We start from the raw sequence: 18,146 nt of genomic DNA on the forward strand, positions 1-18,146 counted from the left end.
GATGCACAGGATGATGGTGGACGCGTTGGCCGGCCCGAAAGGCGCTACACAGGAGATCTCGCGCKATTTCAAAATCATTCTCGTGGAGGACGACCACGATCTCCGTCAGAGCCTCGCCGACTATCTACGGCTGCGAAACATGCATGTCACGGAGGCGCCGTCCGGCATCGCATTCTACAAGGCGTTGCTGCAGGAGCGCTATGACATCGCGGTCCTGGACGTCAACCTGCCGGACGTCAGCGGATTCGAGTTGGCCAGGGACATGGCCGCACGGCGGGAGATGGGGATCATTCTGTTGACGGCGCGCACCGGTCGCGACGATCGCGTGCGCGGCTATGCCGAAGGAGCCGATCTCTATCTCACCAAGCCGGTCGACACCGAGGAACTGGCCTTGGCCATTCTCAATCTCGGTCGACGCATGCGCCGCGGGCCGGTCGAAGCCGAAAGCGGTCGATGGGCGGGTGCCATCGAGGCGCCCGAAGGCGCAGCCTGGCGGCTCAATCGGCACACTCAAACGCTGCGCTCGCCGGACACCAGATCGGTGAAGCTTTCGGTTCGGGAGGTGATCCTGCTCGAGCACCTGGCGGCGCGACCGGACGAAACGGTTTCGCGGGATCTGATCATGGGCCTGTTCGGCCACGCCCGGATCGATCCCGAAAGCCGGCGTTTCGACGCGTTCCTGGCGCGCCTGCGTTCCAAGCTGAAAGCGGCAGGAATGGAATCTCCCCTGCAAGTGGTTCACAGCGCCGGCGTAAGGCTGGTCAAGCAGATCGACGTTGTCTGACGTCGTTCGATCACCCTTCGTCATCCACGCGATGGCATCGCGATCGCCAAGCTCGCGCGGGGGGGGCGACGGTTCGAAGGGGCCGCGTTTCCGCACTGGCACTACCGTGCAGCGTTGGGGCCCGCGAGTTCGTTTGCCACTGAATCGAGTTCGCTGATGCCACCCTCGGCATCATAGAGGATCGCGCAGCTTACATTTGGCATCTCGCTGGCAAGATCAAGCGTAACGCGATATTTGGGGAACGATAATTTTAACCCGCCGATGATCCCGCGCTGGAAATCCTGAGTATTATTCTTGGTTTCCATTTCAATAAAAATAGAGTCCACCTCTTTCGAGAGCGTGTCGGGATCCAAATACAGCTTTGATTTATGAAGATAATTGGCAGCGGCCACCGAGAAACACGCTGTGCCAAGGTAGGAAAGCGGTGTGATCTGATAGCGGTCGGCCCTGTTCATTTTGGCGGGATCGGTTTCCTTCAGGATAAAATTCGCCGAGAGCGACCCATCGGGCCCATGGATGATCGCGAGATTGAAAGGGGCTTCGATCGAGCCGAACGCGTAGCATCCACTTTCCAGGCACGAATATTCGGCCGTCGGATCGGTCGGGAAGAACTGCGAGATGCCGTTCGCCGCGTACTCATCAGGATGGAGCTTCCATTCGGGCCGGAACGCGGTGGCCCGCAGGATGGCAATCAGGCTCTTCATCTGGCCGGCCAGAGACGGTTCCTGCCCCCGGGATGCGGCCGGACATGAGATGGCGGCCACGACAGCGACGGCAAGGCCGATCAAGGACCTTGAGACACTGCGCGACATTGTTGCCCTCGCGGCCTGCTTCGTCATGGATCGAACTGTAGCGACAAGGGCACTCGCTTGCGACCCGGGATGCGTGATCGCCATAAGCGCGGTAGTCTTTGGTCGCCCTCCTGTTTCGTCGCCTCACGCGGCGGTGCGCCGCTCAGCATCGTCGCAAATCAAGTCAAAGCCCCAACAAGCGCTGCCCTGCCGTCAGGGACCGGATTTCCAGCGAGGTATTCGATGACGCTGCGACGCATCATGATTGCCGCATCCTCAGTCCTCCTGACAGCCTGCAATTCGGTTGGCTACCCGACCAGCTACTCGACCGGCCCCTGGGGGCCACGCAGCGTCTATGGCCCGGCACCTGTTTACCCCGCGCCTTGGGATGCGCCGCCCTATGACGGTGTCGACACGGAACCCTATTTCGATAACGGCGGCATGGATTCCTTCCAGACCGATGTCGCACCTCCCGCCGGACGCGTCGTGGTTGGACCACCACCAGACCCTGTTGCCTCGGGGCCTGATTATGCGCCGGACCCTTATGAGGACGGCGAGCTTCCCCGGGAGGGAGAGGTGATCGAAGAGCGACCGCAGCCTGCGCGAAGACTTCCGACAAACCAGCCCTCTGCCTCGCAGGCGATTCCACCTGCATCCAGCCCATCAGCCTACGCCGGGGCCTGGCGAGTTGTGGATGCCAGCGGAAAGGCCTGCAGAATTCAACTCTCCACCACGTCCTCGATCGACCTCTACAAGGCCTCCGTGAGTGGTTGTGCGGGATCTCCGCTTGAGACCGTCAACCTCTGGAGTTTCTCAGGAGGCAATGTCACGCTGTACTCGCGCGAGCGGGTCGTTGCCCGCCTTTCTGGTCAGGAGGCGAGCCTTTCAGGCTCGGTTGAAGCGGGTGGTGGCTCGCTTCGCATGACGCGGTGAAGAGGCGAACGCTTTTCCATCGCGCCGCCGGAACTCTTTGCCCGATGGAGCGTTTGGTTGCCGCCCAGGCTGGTACGCCCGTGCAGTTCGTCCGCGTCGGAATCGATCTGCTCGTGCGCGCCCGACCGTACGGGCGTCTTCTTGGAGCGATCGAGACCTGCCGATGTCGACTGTTAATGTCCGCTTCCCCGGTGTCCTTAATTCGAAGGAGATGCTGGTTGCCGAGTCGATCCAGGCGCGTGCCTGGGATGCCGTCAGCCGCGACAACCGCCTCATCGGCGACGAGGCCGATGCTGCGAAAGCGAAACTTGGTGGCATCATCGTTCGCCTGATGAGCGATGGCTCCAAATCCATCAACACCCTTGCCGCCGAGGCGGTTCAGACCTTCCGGGACAGCGCCGCCGGCGGATGACGCACCGACGCGACGGGTGCAACGATGGGCCAGCGTCGGCTTCCGGCGTGTTGCGACGGCCGGGATCGTGACGCCGCACGGCCGGCATCCGTCGCTGGACGATGGTGCAACCTGCGTTCTTGGCGCTTTGCAAACAGGCATCGTGACGTAAGAGTCAGGAATTACGCTCGGAATCAACGCCGGCGCCCAGAAGCAGACGTCGGAAAAGAGCCGGGTCATGGATGTGCAGAAGCCTGCGGCAGGCACTGGGCCGTTTGCGCCTCTCAACAACCTGACATTCCGGGCGATCTGGCTCGCCGGGCTGATCTCGGGGATGGGATGGCTCATCCAGACCATCGCGATGAGCTGGCTGATGGCAACCATCACGCCGTCCAGCGTCATGGTTGCCTTGGTTCAGGCCGCGACGAACCTGCCCGCTTTCATTCTGTCGATTTTCGCCGGGGCCATCGTCGACAATTTCAATCGGCGCAAGGTGATGCTGGCGGCGCGGTCCTTGATGGCCGTGACCGCCGCTGCGCTGACGATCCTCGTCGCTTTTGGCATGATCAACCCCTGGATCATCCTGTTCTTCAGCTTCCTCGCGGGCTGCGGCATCGCCTTCAACGACCCGGCCTGGCAAGCGTCCGTGGGCGATATCGTCGATCGAAAGGATCTCGCAGCGGCCGTTACGCTGACCTCCGTCGGGTTCAACACGGTGCGCAGCGTGGGGCCGGCTCTCGGGGGCATCATTCTCGCGTCCTTCGGCCCCTTGACGGCGTTTTGCCTGTACACCCTTGGCCATCTCGCGCCGCTGATCGTGGTCTGGCGCTCCCGGTGGAAAGTCCCAACCTCGAGACTGCCACCCGAAGCGATGCTGACGGCGATCTCCGACGGCATTCGCTTCACGTCGCTGTCTTCGGAGATCAAGACGGCGCTCGCCCGCGGCTTTCTGTTCGGGCTCGCCGGCATCGCCATTCTCGCACTGCTCCCGTTGGTGGTCCGTGATCAGCTCAAACAGGGAGCCGTCGCCTATGGCACCCTGATGGCCGGCTTCGGCGCAGGAGCGCTGCTGGCGGGCCTGACCTCGACAGCGCTCAGGCGAAAGCTGTCGGACGAACAGCTCCTGAAGCTGGCTTGCATCGCGTGCGCGACATGCACGATCAGTCTTTCGCTGACGAAAACCCCGGCTGTCGCGGCGGTTGCTCTCATGCTCGGCGGCGCCGGATGGGTCCTGGGCTGGTCGGGCCTGAGCATCAGCGTGCAATGGGCGAGCCCCCGTTGGGTCGTCGGCCGGACGATTTCGCTCTATTACGCGCTCACCTCACTCGGGCTCGCCGCCGGGAGCTGGCTTTGGGGGATGGTCACCGAGAGCTATTCCTTGAGTTTTGCCTTGCAGGCATCGAGCGCAGCCTCTCTTGGCGTCGCCGTTCTCGGGCTGCTCCTGCCCATCCATCAGCGCAAGGATTCTGATGTTTCGACGCACGAGACCTTCGAGGCGCCCGCCATCAACCTCGATCTGAAGCCGCGAAGCGGTCCGATTGCCGTCAGGATCGAGTATCGGATCGCCGCCGGTCAGATTGAGAACTTTCTCGCCCTGATGCTGCAGCGCCGGCGCGCCCAAGGGCGCAACGGCGCCCGGAGATGGATTTTGACGCGCAATCTGCGCGATACCGCCGTGTGGACCGAGTCGTTCCACACGCCCACCTGGCACGATTATCTGCGTTTCAATTACCGCCAGACCGCAGCCGACAGAGCCCTGAATGCCAGCCTCGTTGATCTGCATATGGGCCATGAGGCGCCGGACGTGACCCTATCGATCGAACGGCCCACCGCCACGCCGCGCAAGGCTGATGTCTTCCGGTCCGACACCCCCCACACCTGAACGTCGCCCTTCCTTGCAACCCGCCGATCGCTCGGCCAGGCACCGGGATCGGGCTCCGGCCAGTCGCGAGGGCCACGTGGCCGCCTGCATAGAGGCGGCCAGACCTGGCGCAGGGCGGCTTCAGCTCACATCGAGCCGGGCCTCTGCATCTCGAATGGTCCCATCGGCCAGCGGAAGCAGTCGCGCATGATTTCGTCGACCTGGTCCTCTGACGCGACGCCTTCCTCGACCACGCGCCGGGCTTCGATGCGAACAGCACGGTTGATGCGGTTGGCGACATAGCCCCAGCTATCGGGCTGGTCCTTGACGACGATCGGGTTCTTGCCGCAGCGGCGTGCCAGGGCGCTGACATAGTCGATCGCGTCCTGCGCCGTCCGCGGATGCGCGACGAGCTCGGCCAGCCGGATCACCGCCACCGGTTGGGCCCAGTGCCAGCCGAGCACGTGCTCGGGCCGGCCGGTCGCCCAGGCCAGGGCCGTGATCGGCAGTCCCGCCGCGTTCGAGGTCAGGATGGCGGCGGGCGGCGCGGCCTGGTCGAGGCGGCGGAAGACATCGCATTTCAGCGTCAGGTCTTCCGGCACGGCCTCTATGGCGAGATCGATCCCGGCGCAGGCTTCCTCCAGCGACACCGTCGTGGTGATGCGCGCGAGCGCTTCGTCGGCCGCCTGGGCGGTCAGCTTGCCGCGCTCGACCCCGCGGCGCAGGCCGAAGCGACCGTGCTCGATCCTGTCGAGCGAGGCCTGCAGGCGCTGCTCGGCGACGTCGTTCAGGCGCACGCGACAGCCGGCGAGCGCGAGCGACTGGGCGATGCCGGTGCCCATGATGCCGGCCCCGATCACGGCGACGAGAGGGGATTTGACGGGTTCGTTCACAGCAATTGCTCCTTCAGGAAGGTGGTGATGTCGCGCGGCGGCAGCAGCCGTCCGCGCAGCGCCGCGTCGAGGGTCTCCGGCGACCAGCGGCGCGGCGCGCGCACGCGTTGCGCCACCGCCGCGATGTCCATCAGCAGGACCTCCCGCCCAATGAGGTGGAAGACCTGCGCATTGGCCGGGCAGTCCGCTTCCGCCAGCCAGGCGATGAGGGGAGAGACATTGTCGGGCGCCATCACGTCGAAGCTGCCATCGGCGGGCGCATCCTCGATCGTGGCTTCGCTGATGCGCGTGCGCGCCGAAGGCGAGACGACGTTGGAGCGGACGCCGTAGCGGGCGCCCTCCAGCGCAATCGTCGAGGACAGGGCKACGACGGCAAGCTTGGCGCTGGCATAGTTCGCCTGCCCGACATTGCCGGCGAAGGCGGAGGCCGAGCTGGTGTGGACGACGCTGGCGGAGACCGCTTCGCCGCGCTTGTGCTGCTCGCGCCAATAGGAGAGGGCATGGCGCGCCGGCGCGGCGTGGCCCTTGAGATGAACGCGGATCACGGCGTCCCACTCGGCCTCCGACATGTTGGCGAGCGTGCGGTCGCGCAGGATTCCGGCATTGTTGACCAGCACGTCGAGCCGGCCGAAGCTCGACACGGCGAATGCKACCAGTGCCGCCGCCTCGTCCCAGTCGGCAACGTCATGCCCGCTGGAGACGGCCTGCCCGCCCTGCGCGCGGATGGTTGCGACGACCTCGTCGGCCGGGCGGGCGTCGTGGCCTGCGCCGTCGAGCGCGGCGCCACGATCATTGACGATCACGGCGGCGCCCTGCGCGGCCAGCGCCAGCGCATGCGCCCGCCCAAGTCCGCGCCCGGCCCCGGTGACGATGGCGACGCGGTCCCGCAGCCTCACGAGGTCAACCTCTCGAAGGCGGGGAAGGGCGGCGCGTCCTCGCGCTCGCGCCAGACCAGCCTGACCCGGTCACCGATGCTGCAGGCCGGGCCATCGATGCCCGCGAGCAGGCGTGGCCCGGCATCGAGCGTCACCAGCGCGACCTGATAGGGCGGCGGCAGGAGATCGGAGACCGGAATCCGCACGGTGGTGATCGAATAGACTTCTCCCGCGCCAGTGACATCGACCCAGTCGAGCTCGCGGCCCTCGCAGGAGAGGCAGAACGGCCGCGGGTAGAACTGATGCTGGCTGCAGCCGCGGCAGCGCTGGACCGCGAGGCGCCTCTCGCTGGCTGCCTCCCAGAACGGCCAGAGAAAGGGGTCCTCGACCTTGAAGGCGTGATCAGTCATGGGCCAGAACCACCGTGCTCGCAGTTGACAGGAAGCCGCCGGTGCCGTGCGCCACGCCGATGCGCGCGTCGGGCACCTGGCGTTCGCCGGCCTCGCCTCGCAGCTGGCGGACCGCCTCGATCAGCAGCATCAGGCCGAGCGCACCGGGATGATTGTAGGAGAGCCCGCCGCCCGAGGTCATCGAGGGCAGGGAGCCGCCGGGGCGCAATGCGCCCGATTGCGCGAAGGCGCCGCCTTCTCCAGGCTTGCAGAAGCCGAGGTCCTCGAGCGCGATCAGCACGCTGATCGTGAAGGAATCATAGGGTTGGAAGACGTCGACATCGGCCGGTCGGATGCCGGCCATGGCGAAAGCTTCCGGCCCGCAGCGCCGCCCCGGCATGCCTTCCCGGTCGAGATCCGGCATCTGGGAGACCAGCCAGTGGTTCTGGCTCTGCGCTGCGCCGATGACCCGCACGGCCTTCTTGGCGGCGTCGCGGGCACGCTCTGCGGTGGTCACCACGATCGCCCCGCCGCCATCCGTGACGAGGCAGCAGTCGAGACGGGTCAGCGGATCGCAGATCGGCGCCGAGGACAGAACCTGGTCGATGCTCAGCGGCTTGCGGCTCCAGGCCTTGGGGTTGCGCATCGCCCACATCCGGGAGGCGACGGCGACTTCCGCCATCTGCTCGCGCGTGGTGCCGAACAGGTGCATGTGCCGGGCTGCATAGAGTGCATAGCGCCCGATCGGCGCCGGCAGCCCGGTCGGAACCTCGAGCTGCTGCAGCATCGGCACGCCCATGCCGCCGGCAGGCGGCTCGCGATGGCGGGCGCGCCGACTGCGCTGGCGCGAGGCATAGGTGATCAGGGCCACCTCGCAGAACCCGGCATTGATGGCCGCGATCGCCTTGTGGACATGGGCTTCGAAGGCCGCGCCGCCGAAATCGGTGGAATCGGCGTAGCGCGGCTGGATGCCGAGATATTCCCCGACCTGAACCGAGCCTTCCTCGCCCATATAGTTGACGAAGAGGCCGTCGACGTCGCGGATCGACAGGCCGGCTTCCGCCAGGGCCTCGGCCGCGGCCAGCGCGATCATCGAGAGTTCGTTGTGGTCGTGGACCTCGCCCAGCGGCGTCTCCGCCGCGCCGGCGATATAGACGGGAMGCAGCGTCACTGGCTCAATCCTTCGGGGGTACGGGCCGCGATCAGGGCGCTGCGGCGGATCTTGCCGGACTGGTCGCGCGGCAAGGCGGAGGTGAACTCGATCGTCTTGGGGATCTTCGCCGCGGAGAGGCGCTCGCGCAGCCAGGCGTAGAGTTCGTCGAGCGCGATCGTGCCGGAAGGGTCGACCGGTTCCACGATCGCGTGGACACGCCGACCCCAGTCCGCATCGGGCAGGCCGACCACGGCGGCGTCGCCGACGGCGGCATGCTCGGTCAGCACGGCCTCGACCTCGGCGGGATAGACATTGACGCCGCCGCTGATGATCAGATCGGTGCGCCGGTCGGCGATGTAGAGGAAGCCCTCGGCGTCGACATGGCCCATGTCGCCGACGCTGGTATAGCCGTCCGGCGTCGTCTTGGCCGGTGGCGAGCCGATATAGGCATAGGTCGGCCGGGGATAATGGGTCGGGCGGAAGAAGATCTCGCCGATCTCGCCGGTCGGGACCTCGTTGAATTCGGCGTCCAGGATCTTGAGGTCGCCGTCGCCGGCCCGGCCGACGCTGCCGCGATGGCTAAGCCATTCCGGCCCGGAAATATGCGCGTAACCGACGGCTTCGCTGCTGCCGTAGGATTCCTGCAGCTTTTCGGCGCCGATCAGGTCGACCCAGGCCTGCTTCAGCCAGACCGGGCAGATCGCCGCGGTGATGAAGATCGAGCCGATGCTGGAGAGATCGCGCGACTGGATCTCCGGCAGCCGGATGATGCGCTGCATCATCGTCGGCGCGAAGAACATGAAGCTGCAGCGATGGTGCTCGATCAGATCGACCACGCGCGCGGCATCGAAGCGCTCCATCAGGATCAGCCGGTGGCCTTCGAACAGGCCGAAATGGGCCCAGGTGAAGGGGGCGTTGTGATAGAGCGGCCCGCAGACCAGCTGGATCTGCCCGGAGCGGAAGCCGATATGGCTGATGTCGCCGATCTCGCCGGGCACGCGGACCCAGGGATGGGGATAGACGATGATTTTTGGGCGGCCGGTCGACCCGCCCGAGGCGGTCGCCTTGCCGGGATGAGCGATCCGGTCCGGCACCGGCTCTGCGTCGCGGCTGTCGTCCAGGGTGACGGCGCGGATTTCCGCATGGCTCATATCGGCCCCGGCGCGGTCGGCGATCACGAACCTTGCGTCGAGAAGCTTAAGCGTCTCGGCGAATTCGCGCTCGGGCGCACGGGCGCTCTGGGCCACCGTGCAGGCGCCGCAGCGCCAGGCGGCAATCGCGATGGCGATGTGCTCGATGCTGTTGGGGATGCCGGTCACGACCATGGTGTCCGGGCCGACCCCGCGCTGCGCCAGCACGCGGGCGAGGCGCGTGGCGCGCAGGTGCAGGTCGCGCCGGGTCACGTCCGTCTCCTGTCCGTCACGATCGACGAAGGTGATCGCCACGATGTCCGGCGCCTCGGCTGCAAGCTGTGCGAGGCGGGCGGGAAAGCTGATTTCGGCAGACATGATCGGTATCCTCGGGAAGCCTGGAGACGCGGACGCGCAACGATTTTCAGCCCGGGCCAAAAGGGCCGGGGGCGGAGGCGGGGGGCTCGCGCATGTGTCGGAGACGCGGCACGGCCTCGAGGAGGCTGCGCGAATAGGGGTGCGACGGTGCGGCGAAGAAGCTGTCGGCATGGCCCTGTTCGACGAGCTTGCCGCGATACATCACGGCGACCTCGTCGCTMATGGCCCTGACGGCCGCCATGTTGTGCGAGATGAACAGATAGGACAGGCGCAGTTCCGCCTGCAGATCGCGCAGCAGATTGAGCACGAGCGCCTGGACCGAGACGTCGAGCGCGGAGGTGACCTCGTCGAGCACGATGATCGATGGGCGCACCGCGAGCGCACGGGCGATCGCGACGCGCTGGCGCTGGCCGCCGGATAATTCATGCGGCAGGCGCGAGGCGACGGTGCGGGAGAGACCGACCGTGTCGAGCAGGCGCCCCAGTGCATTCGGGTCGCGCTCGCCGCGCAGCCGCATGCCCTGTTCGACCGCGCGTGCGATGGTCATGCGCGGATCGAGCGAGGCGGACGGGTCCTGGAAGACGATCTGGACCTGATGGCGATAAGCCTTCAGGCGAGCCCCTGCCGCGCGCGTCACGTCTTCGCCGTCCAGCATGATCCGGCCCCCAGTGAGATCGTGGAGGCGCAGGAGCGCGCGCCCCAGCGTCGACTTGCCGGAGCCGGACTCGCCGACGAGCCCAAGCGTGCCGCCGGGCGGGATCGCGATGCTGACGCCGTCGAGCGCCAGCATCGCCCCGAAGCGCACGCGGATATCGGTCGCGGACAGGCCGGTCATGCTACAGCCTCTGACTTGGTATCGGACTTGGTCTCGGACTTGGCGTCGGGCTCGGCATCGGGCGCGGCATGCAGCCAGCAGGCGACGACGCGGCCTGATCCGATCTCCGTCTGGGGCGGTTCCGAGACGGCGCAGGCGCCGTGGCGGGCGGGGCAGCGCTCCTGGAAGGAGCAGCCGCGCGGGAAGGCGCCGATCACCGGCGGCTGGCCCGGGATTTCGACCAGGCGTTGTCCGCGCGGCGTGTCGAGATCGGGAATCGCGCCAATCAGGGCCCGCGTATAGGGGTGGGCGGGATCGCCGATGACCTGCTCGACCGGGCCGCTCTCGACGATGCGGCCGCCATACATCACCAGCACGCGGTCGCACACCTGCGAGATCACCGCCAGATCATGCGAGATCATCAGGATCGCGGTGCCGTCCCGGCCATTGGCTTCGCGCAGCCGTGCGAGGATCTGGGCCTGGACCGTGACGTCGAGCGCGGTCGTGGGTTCGTCCGCCACGATCAGGGACGGGCGCATCATCAGCCCCATGGCGATCATCGCCCGTTGCCGCATGCCGCCGGAGAATTCGTGCGGATACTGGTCGAGCCGCCGGCCGGGCTCGGTGATGCCGACGAGCGCGAGCTGTTCCAGCGCGAGCGCGCTGGCCTCCTCTTCAGACAGGCCGCGATGATGGCGCACGGCTTCCGTCATCTGCTCGCGAATCCGCAAGCCGGATTCAGCGAGGTGCTCGGATCCTGGAAGACGACGGCGAGCCCGGTGCCGAGCAGACGCTCGCGCAGAGCCCCGCTCATCGCCGTCAGATCCTCGCCGGTGAAGAGCATCCGGTCGGAGGAGACCCGGGCCGGATAGCCGGTGAGCCCGGCCAGCGCCATGGCGGTCAGCGTCTTGCCCTGCCGGATTCCCCGACGAGCCCGACAGTCTCGCCACGCCCGATGCTCAAGCCTACATTGCGAACCGCCGCGATCGTCTGGGAGCCCTCGGTCGGAAAGGCGACGCTCAGATTCTCGGCCAGCAGAACCGTATCCTCCCCGCCAGCGAGCCGCAGCGGTGCGATCGCGCCAGCCGCGCTGTCGATGCCGCTGCCGGACGCCAGGGAGCGGCTGCGCATGGGCTGGATCCAAAGCGCGATCGCCTCGCCGAGATAGCTGAAGATCAGGCCGGACAGGGCGATCGCCGCCGCCGGTCCGAGCGCGGCGGCAGGGTTCACGTAGATGGCTTCGGCGCCCTCGATCAGCATGCGGCCCCAGTCGACGGCCGGCGGGTTGACGCCGAGGCCGAGGAAGCTCAGCGACGCGATCTCGACGATCGCCAGCCCGAGCGAGGTCGCGGTGCTGACGGCGAGTGTGTCTGCGATATTCGGCAGGACATGGCGCCAGAGGATCGCGATGCGGCCGAGGCCGAGTGCTTTTGCGGCGGCGACATAGTCCCGCCCGACGATGGCCGAGGACATGGTGTAGCCGAGCCGCGCATAGGTCGGCACGCCGGCGAGGCCGACGCCGAGCACGGCGCCCTCGATACTCGGGCCGACGATCGTGGTGATCACGATCGCGATGAGGATCGCGGGGAAGGACAGGGCGGTGTCGATGATCCGCGTGCCGATCGACCGGGCGAGGCTGCCCGATAGCGACAGCCACATGCCGATCGCGACGCCCAGCACGACGCGGATGGCCGTTGCCGCCAGCGCCAGGCCGAGCGAGAGCTGCGTTGCCGCGAGCGTGCGGGCAAAGACGTCGCGCCCGAGATCGTCGGTGCCGAACCAGTGTTCGGCTGAGGGGCCCGTTCCGGCGGCGGCGACATCCATCCGGCTGACGACGTCGGCAAACAGCGCCGGGGCGACGAGCGCGGTCGCGAGCAGGAGGATGGCCCCGATACCGGCCAGCAGGGATGCGAGGGTGAGCCGTCCGGTCATGTGCGGACCGTGCTGCGCGGGTCGGCGATGGCGAGAAGCACGTCGACGATCATGTTGGTGACGAGGACGAGCAGGCCGAGCAGCACGACGATCGCCTGGACGACGGGGTAATCCGCGGTCACGACCGCCCGCACGATGGCGGTGCCCAGGCCCGGCCAGGCGAAGATGTTCTCGACGATCACGGCGCCGCCGATCAGGAAGGGAAAGACCAGGCCGGCAATGGTGAGCGCCGCCGTCACCACATTGGGCGCGAGATGGCGCAGATAGATGCGCCAGGCGGGCAGCCGCTTGCTGCGGGCGGTGCGGATGAAATCGGCCCGCAGCGTCCGCCGCGCCTCGACCCGCACGACGCGGGCGAGATTCAGCGCCGGCCGCAGACCGATCGCGAGTGCGGGCAGGATGACCGAGCCGGGGCCGGCGGCACCCGAGATCGGAAGCCAGCCCAGCGAGACGGCGAAGACATAGCCGAGGAAGATGCCGGCCAGCAGTTCCGGGATCGCGCCCAGCGTACCGGTCACGATGGTGAAGCCATGGTCGAGCCAGGGCTGGCGGTCGTCGCGCGTCGCGATGGCGACCGCCAGCCCGAAGCTGAAGCCGACCACCACGACGAAGGCGAGCGCGAGCCCGGCAAGCGCGGCGGTATAGGGCAGACGATCGCGGATGAGCTCGATCACCGGCTGGCGCGTGGCGAGCGAGACGCCGAAATCACCGCGCGMCACCCCCGCCACATAGTTCCAGAGCTGCACGGCGAAGGGCTGGTCCAGCCCGAGGTCGCTGCGCAGCTGGCTGAGATAGGCGGCGTCGGCGTCCGGCCCGGCGATGCGGCTGGCCGCGTCGCCGGGGATCATCTTCACCATCAGGAAGGTCAGGAGCACGAGGGCAAAGAGGATCGCGGCGATCTGCGCGGCCTTCCCGAGCAGGAACCTGGCGAACGGTAACCTGGCGAACAGGAACCTGGAGAGCGGTCGGCCGCGCGTCATCATGCTGCGCTCACTTGCCGACGCGGATCGAGCGGATATCCATCACGAACGGTCCGCCGATGGTGAAGCGGACGCCCTTGCGCGAGAAGAAGGTGTTCACGCCGCCAAACAGCGGCAGGATGTTCATGTTCTCGAGCAGCGAGAGCTGTGCCTCGCTCCAGCGGGCGCAGCGTTCGGGGCTGTCGGGGGAGGAGGCGAGCGCCGCGGCCTGTGCCGCCGCGAAGCGGGCATTCTCGATCGTGCCGTGGTTCGAGCCCTTGCCGCTCACGAAGGGGACGACGGTATTGGCGCTCGGCATCGGCGGGCCGAAGGGGAAGACGCCGATCTCCCAATCGGCCCCGCTCATCACCGAGGCGGTCTCCTGAAGCGTGATGTTGCGCAGCTCGACCTCGATGCCGATCGCGCGCAGCGCTTCGAGGATGTATTCGGGAGCGGAGCCCTGCAGCCCGGGCTGGCCGATCAGGCGCAGCCTGAGCTTCTTGCCATCCTTGGCGAAGATCCCGTCGGATCCCGGCGCATAGCCTGCCTGTTTCAGCAGGGCCTTTGCCGCCTCGGCATCCGGCTTCGGCAGGAGATCCGCCGTCCTGGGCTCGTAGCAGGCGACCAGCGGGCTGATATAGCTCGTGGCCGTCAGGCCGTTGCCGGCCGTGGCGGCGCGGGTCGCGAGATCGCGATTGATGGCGGTTGCGATGGCGCGGCGGACCAGCACGTCGGCCGTGGGATAGCCGTCGCGATGCTGGAACATCATGAACTGCATGCCGAAGGGCTTGGCATCGAGGAAATCGAGCGCTTTCGCGGCCTTCAGCCGGTTGATGTCGCGGCCCGTGACAAGGCTGACGTCGATCGTGCCGGACTGCAGCTCATTGGCCGCCGTCGTGTTGTTGTTGATCACGCGCACCTGGATCGTCGCGGGCCGCCCCGGGTCCTTTCCTGTCGCTCCGCTTGAATCCCAGGCATGGTCCGGGCGAAGCTTCAGCACATAGTGCGAACCGCGGACCGAGGCCGCCTTGTCGAGCGTGTAGGGCCCTGTGCCGCTCGGTGTCGAACCGAGCGCTTCGGTATCCTTCAGACCGGAGGGGCAGACGATCGAGGCCCAGGGCATCGCCAGCCCGATCAGCAGGTCGCTGAAGGGGGCGGTCATGGTCAGCGTCACCGTGCCAACGGCGTCGTCCCCGGTGGCGGAATAACCGGCGATGCCGACGGTACGATAGGCCATCGGCGCATTGGTTTCCTTGGCACCGAGGCGGGTCAGCGCGGCGGCGGCCGCGGTCGCGGTCAGCGGGGTGCCATCGGAACAGGTGACGCCCTTGCGCAGCTTGAAGACGGTGCGGCTCGCGTCGCCGCTCCACGATTCGGCGAGCGCCGGCACGGGCGCACCCTTGTCGTCGAGCGCGACAAGGCGGTCATAAAGCACGTTGACGAGTTGATAGCCGTCCGACGTCACGGTCTTGACCGGGTCCAGGCTGTCATAGTCGGCCCCGATGCGGATGGTCGCCTTGTCGGCCGCAAAGCTGGCCGGTGCGACGCAGATGGAAGCGAGAATGCCGGCGACGACCGCGGCTGATCCTGCGAAATGCCTCAATGACGAACTCATGCGCCTTCCCCTCTTGTTATATTGATATCTAAGATATTAGTTAGGGCCGAAGCGGGGTGTCAAGACGGAGGCCCGGTTCGTGATATGCGTGCAGCGCTCGGGCAGCATCGGCCCGCGGAAAGGGATGGTCATGTTCAAGCCGGTGGCGGCGACAAGCTTTCAGGATCTGGTCTATGACCAGCTGAGCGATGCGCTGATGACAGGGGCCTTCTGGCCGGGCGAAGCGCTGAATATCAACGATCTCGCAACCCAGTTCGGGACCAGCATCATGCCGGTGCGCGATGCCGTGCGCCGCCTGGCCGCCGAACGCGCCCTACTTGTCGAGCCGCAGAAGGGGGTCCGCGTCTGGCGCCCGACGAAGTCGGAATTCGCGGAGATCACGCATGTCCGCACGCTGCTCGAAGGGGATGTGACGGCCGCCGCAGTGGCGCATCTGACAGATAAGAACATCCGGGACGTGGCACGCGCGATTGACGAGATGAACGAGCTCGGGGTCTTCCGCAGCGAGCGTTTCCTCGTGCTGAACAAGCAGATCTTCTTCACGCTCTACGAGGCCGCGCAGCGGCCGGCGACATTGCCGATCATCCAGAGCCTCTGGCGTCAGATCGGGCCGATCGTCCGTCTCTACTCGCTGTTCGAGGGGTTTCCGCCCACCGTGGAAACCTCGCTCGCCTTTGTCGAAGCGCTGCGCCGGCGCGATGGCGAGGCCGCGCGCGACATCCGCATCAAGCAGATCCTGCGGCCATCCGAAATCCTGATGAGCCGTTTCGACGAGATCCTGGACTACCGCAACGACTCGCCCCGCCACCTGGCCCATGTGAAGCCGATCGCGAGCGCCTTGCCAGGCGAGGGGACGAAGCGGCCGGGACGGCCGCGGCGCGTGAGATAGCCGTCCGTTCAGGGGCGCGGGCAGCCTGAAGTTCTGGGCAGAGCAGGGGGGCTTGTGCAGGCTCGATGTACGCTGAGCGTCCCTTTGCTTCTCAGGCTGGGGCAATGCAGCGGGCGTGCGATCGACGCCTTCGCCTCACTCTTGTCATGGCGAGAGGAGATAGGAAGCAGCCGGGCGCCATGTTGGTGCCAGAGATCGATTTGCCTGCGACCAGATACGCACGGAGTGGCGCCGCAGTTCGATCAGCGAATGCGGTGGACATTGAACCGGGTCTTGCGAGGCCCGATGGCTCGCTGTCACCAGGTTTTATATCCTGGTGAACGACTGGTGGGCAGTCGGCGGCGAAGAAGACGGCTAGAGTCGCGGCATGAAGATGGCATCCTCCCAATTTGATCTGTTCGATGACGCACCGGGCTACCGGCAGACGCCACGACCGGCACCGAGAAAGCGCAGGCTCGAGACCGTGCCGCTGTCGCCCGGCGGCGCTGATGAAGAGGCTGCCCGAAGGCTGGAGCAAACTGGCCGCTTCAAGGTGCTGCGAAAGCTCGTGCCTCGCCCCATCGTCCCGCGCGCGCAGAGCGCCTTCCCGAACCTCGCGGTGCTGGTCGATACGGAGACGACGGGCCTGCAGCACGCGCGGGACGAGATCATCGAAATCGGCGCCGTTGGTTTCACCTATGACGACGAGGGAGCGATCGGGGATGTCGTTGGCATCTACGGCGGCTTACGCCAGCCATCGGTGCCCATCCCCGCGGAAATTACGCGGCTGACCGGCATCACCGACGAGATGGTCGCCGGTCACGCCATCGATATCGCGACGCTCGATGCCTTCATCGAACCTGCCGATCTCGTCATCGCCCATAATGCTGCGTTCGATCGCCCGTTCTGCGAGCGGCTGTCGCCAGTCTTCGCCTCAAAAGCCTGGGCCTGCTCCGTCAGGGAAATTAGCTGGGCCGACTTAGGCTTTGAAGGCAACAAGCTGGGATATCTCGTCGGTCAGTCCGGGCTGTTCCATGAGGGGCACCGCGCAACGGATGACTGCAATGCCCTCCTGGAGGTCCTGGCGAGACCGGTGGGAGCCAGTGGAACGCGACCATTCTCCGAGCTGTTGCGATCGAGCGCGCGCAGCAGAATCCGCATCTACGCGGAAAATGCTCCCTTCGACATGAAGGATCACCTCAAGGGGCGAGGCTATCGATGGTCGGATGGGAGCGACGGACGGCCCAGAGCCTGGTGGATCGAAATCGACGAAGAGCTCCATGACGAGGAACTCCGTTATCTCCGCACCGACATCTATGGCTGGGCAGACGCCGAGCCGCTGACGGTGCGGCTGACGGCGCATGATCGATTTCGTGCGTGATTGGCGAGTTCGAGCCGATCGGCACGATCGACCGGCCACCGATCTCGGCCCGCAAGGGCCGCCGCCTCAAGACGGCCTCGCGCCAGGAGCGGATGTTGGCACCTTGCCCGGAACCGGACATTTGCAAGAGGAGTGGGCAGCGTCGGCCGGCGATCCGTGGCGGACTGAATCCTCTTGGCGTGATTGTCGCAAAGAGTGTGACTCAATCCCTTACAAACTGCCAGAATTCGGTCTGGAAGCGGGGCGGCATGTTTCGCATGACGTTGCGCAACTCCGCGCGATGCGACGTAAGTAAGGGAACCTTACTCTCGATAGCCTTGGTCGCCGGCGCTCCCCAAAGTCCGACGAGGTTGAGCGGCCAGATGCCGGTCGGGACCATCTCGAGAGTGATGCGCTCCAACCGGTATCCCGGACCGAAAGCCGCAGAAAAGCCGGCGTTCGTCGGTTCGACCGCGCGCACCGAGGCAGGATCACTGCGGTCGGTGATCGTGACAAGCGTAGGTATCAGTTGAGGCGACAGCGTTGTGGAGCCGGCGCTCAAGGTGAAGTCACAATGACGAAGACGAGGCGTGAGCGCAGGGAGGTCCTTGTTTATGAAACCCGCCTTTTCCATTGCATAGTACGCAACGTAGTTCGGATGATCGACGCCGTCTCCGTGTCGACCTCCCGCCATGAGCGCGACAAGGTTCCGACCGCCGCCCAGTTCCACGAAGGCGGCCTGACCGTACACACTAGCGGCTGGCCCAATTCCGAACCATTTGTCTAGAAATGACGGACAGGTAGCAAACACATGCCGGACAACTGACGCCAGCGTAGGACCATCAGGTGTGGTGACCTCGACCGTTAGCCGGGGGAGTGTCTGAATTTTTGTGTCCGGGGCGGGTTKAGCTTCATTGAGTGATGAAGCGATCCTCGAACATGATCGCGAACTGGGACTTGGCTTCGGTCCATTCGCGTGGGGGCATTTTCCACTCGGCCGCGGCATCGCGCAAGACGAGA

The 18,146-nt window shown here is 66.2% G+C and carries 19 protein-coding genes; 6 read left to right on the top strand and 13 right to left on the bottom strand.

The window, feature by feature from the left end; translation table 11 throughout:
• The first annotated feature begins 13 nt into the window (after window positions 1-13).
• On the top strand, window positions 14-784 hold the full coding sequence (locus tag AC1DIO_RS30435; RefSeq protein WP_476854554.1) for a response regulator transcription factor: 771 nt from the start codon (window positions 14-16) through the stop codon (window positions 782-784).
• A 101-nt stretch (window positions 785-885) separates the two neighbouring features.
• Here the strand turns inward: AC1DIO_RS30435 and AC1DIO_RS30440 are convergent, their stop codons facing one another.
• A complete protein-coding gene (locus AC1DIO_RS30440) occupies window positions 886-1,623 on the bottom strand; it encodes a hypothetical protein (RefSeq protein WP_476824439.1) in 738 nt (245 codons plus the stop codon).
• 195 nt (window positions 1,624-1,818) lie between these two features.
• On the opposite strand from AC1DIO_RS30440, the gene AC1DIO_RS30445 reads away from it, so the two are divergent.
• The 3 genes from AC1DIO_RS30445 to AC1DIO_RS30455 all read left to right on the top strand — a co-directional run bounded on the left by AC1DIO_RS30445 (window position 1,819) and on the right by AC1DIO_RS30455 (window position 4,781).
• Complete coding sequence (locus AC1DIO_RS30445) at window positions 1,819-2,508, top strand: hypothetical protein (RefSeq protein WP_441493602.1); 690 nt, start codon at window positions 1,819-1,821, stop codon at window positions 2,506-2,508.
• 163 nt (window positions 2,509-2,671) lie between these two features.
• Window positions 2,672-2,920, top strand: a complete 249-nt coding sequence (locus tag AC1DIO_RS30450) for a hypothetical protein (RefSeq protein ID WP_441507147.1) — start codon at window positions 2,672-2,674, stop codon at window positions 2,918-2,920.
• 217 nt (window positions 2,921-3,137) lie between these two features.
• On the top strand, window positions 3,138-4,781 hold the full coding sequence (locus AC1DIO_RS30455) for an MFS transporter (RefSeq protein ID WP_441507148.1): 1,644 nt from the start codon (window positions 3,138-3,140) through the stop codon (window positions 4,779-4,781).
• A gap of 125 nt (window positions 4,782-4,906) precedes the next feature.
• Here AC1DIO_RS30455 and AC1DIO_RS30460 read toward each other — a convergent pair whose 3' ends face one another.
• The 11 genes from AC1DIO_RS30460 to AC1DIO_RS30510 are packed head-to-tail and all read right to left on the bottom strand — an operon-like array spanning window position 4,907 to window position 14,898.
• Window positions 4,907-5,653 (bottom strand): 3-hydroxyacyl-CoA dehydrogenase family protein, encoded by a 747-nt coding sequence (locus tag AC1DIO_RS30460; RefSeq protein WP_476832598.1) that lies wholly within the window; start codon window positions 5,651-5,653, stop codon window positions 4,907-4,909.
• On the bottom strand, window positions 5,650-6,549 hold the full coding sequence (locus AC1DIO_RS30465) for an SDR family NAD(P)-dependent oxidoreductase (protein ID WP_476854542.1): 900 nt from the start codon (window positions 6,547-6,549) through the stop codon (window positions 5,650-5,652). The genes AC1DIO_RS30460 and AC1DIO_RS30465 overlap by 4 nt, the downstream gene beginning before the upstream one ends.
• Entirely contained in the window at window positions 6,546-6,938 is a 393-nt protein-coding gene (locus tag AC1DIO_RS30470) for a Zn-ribbon domain-containing OB-fold protein (RefSeq protein ID WP_476776416.1), read from the bottom strand. Before AC1DIO_RS30470 ends, AC1DIO_RS30465 begins: the two co-directional genes overlap by 4 nt.
• Window positions 6,931-8,088: an acetyl-CoA acetyltransferase gene (locus tag AC1DIO_RS30475; RefSeq protein ID WP_476854543.1), complete on the bottom strand. Its 1,158-nt coding sequence runs from the start codon at window positions 8,086-8,088 to the stop codon at window positions 6,931-6,933. The genes AC1DIO_RS30470 and AC1DIO_RS30475 overlap by 8 nt, the downstream gene beginning before the upstream one ends.
• Complete coding sequence (locus AC1DIO_RS30480; protein ID WP_476854544.1) at window positions 8,085-9,578, bottom strand: AMP-binding protein; 1,494 nt, start codon at window positions 9,576-9,578, stop codon at window positions 8,085-8,087. Before AC1DIO_RS30480 ends, AC1DIO_RS30475 begins: the two co-directional genes overlap by 4 nt.
• 46 nt (window positions 9,579-9,624) lie before the next feature.
• Complete coding sequence (locus tag AC1DIO_RS30485) at window positions 9,625-10,413, bottom strand: ATP-binding cassette domain-containing protein (RefSeq protein ID WP_476854545.1); 789 nt, start codon at window positions 10,411-10,413, stop codon at window positions 9,625-9,627.
• Window positions 10,410-11,105 (bottom strand): ABC transporter ATP-binding protein, encoded by a 696-nt coding sequence (locus AC1DIO_RS30490; protein ID WP_476854546.1) that lies wholly within the window; start codon window positions 11,103-11,105, stop codon window positions 10,410-10,412. Before AC1DIO_RS30490 ends, AC1DIO_RS30485 begins: the two co-directional genes overlap by 4 nt.
• On the bottom strand, window positions 11,102-11,287 hold the full coding sequence (locus AC1DIO_RS30495) for a hypothetical protein (RefSeq protein WP_476854547.1): 186 nt from the start codon (window positions 11,285-11,287) through the stop codon (window positions 11,102-11,104). The genes AC1DIO_RS30490 and AC1DIO_RS30495 overlap by 4 nt, the downstream gene beginning before the upstream one ends.
• Window positions 11,288-11,292: 5 nt before the next feature.
• The gene (locus AC1DIO_RS30500; protein ID WP_476854548.1) at window positions 11,293-12,324 is read right to left on the bottom strand and encodes an ABC transporter permease; all 1,032 of its coding nucleotides are present in this window, start codon (window positions 12,322-12,324) and stop codon (window positions 11,293-11,295) included.
• Window positions 12,321-13,307, bottom strand: a complete 987-nt coding sequence (locus tag AC1DIO_RS30505; protein ID WP_476854549.1) for an ABC transporter permease — start codon at window positions 13,305-13,307, stop codon at window positions 12,321-12,323. Before AC1DIO_RS30505 ends, AC1DIO_RS30500 begins: the two co-directional genes overlap by 4 nt.
• A 7-nt stretch (window positions 13,308-13,314) precedes the next feature.
• Window positions 13,315-14,898 carry an ABC transporter substrate-binding protein gene (locus AC1DIO_RS30510; protein WP_476854550.1) on the bottom strand — a complete coding sequence of 528 codons (1,584 nt, stop codon included), beginning with the start codon at window positions 14,896-14,898 and terminating at the stop codon, window positions 13,315-13,317.
• Between the two features lie 130 nt (window positions 14,899-15,028).
• Between AC1DIO_RS30510 and AC1DIO_RS30515 the strand changes: the two genes are divergently transcribed.
• Both AC1DIO_RS30515 and AC1DIO_RS30520 read left to right on the top strand, forming a co-directional pair.
• Window positions 15,029-15,787, top strand: coding sequence for a GntR family transcriptional regulator (locus tag AC1DIO_RS30515; RefSeq protein WP_476854551.1), 759 nt, complete (start codon window positions 15,029-15,031; stop codon window positions 15,785-15,787).
• Window positions 15,788-16,160: 373 nt separating this feature from the next.
• The gene (locus tag AC1DIO_RS30520) at window positions 16,161-17,147 is read left to right on the top strand and encodes a 3'-5' exonuclease (protein WP_476854555.1); all 987 of its coding nucleotides are present in this window, start codon (window positions 16,161-16,163) and stop codon (window positions 17,145-17,147) included.
• Between the two features lie 202 nt (window positions 17,148-17,349).
• Here AC1DIO_RS30520 and AC1DIO_RS30525 read toward each other — a convergent pair whose 3' ends face one another.
• Window positions 17,350-17,856: a hypothetical protein gene (locus AC1DIO_RS30525; protein ID WP_476854552.1), complete on the bottom strand. Its 507-nt coding sequence runs from the start codon at window positions 17,854-17,856 to the stop codon at window positions 17,350-17,352.
• Window positions 17,857-18,146 lie beyond the last annotated feature (290 nt).

The sequence above is a fragment of the Allobosea sp. 05T439 genome, assembly GCF_056396005.1.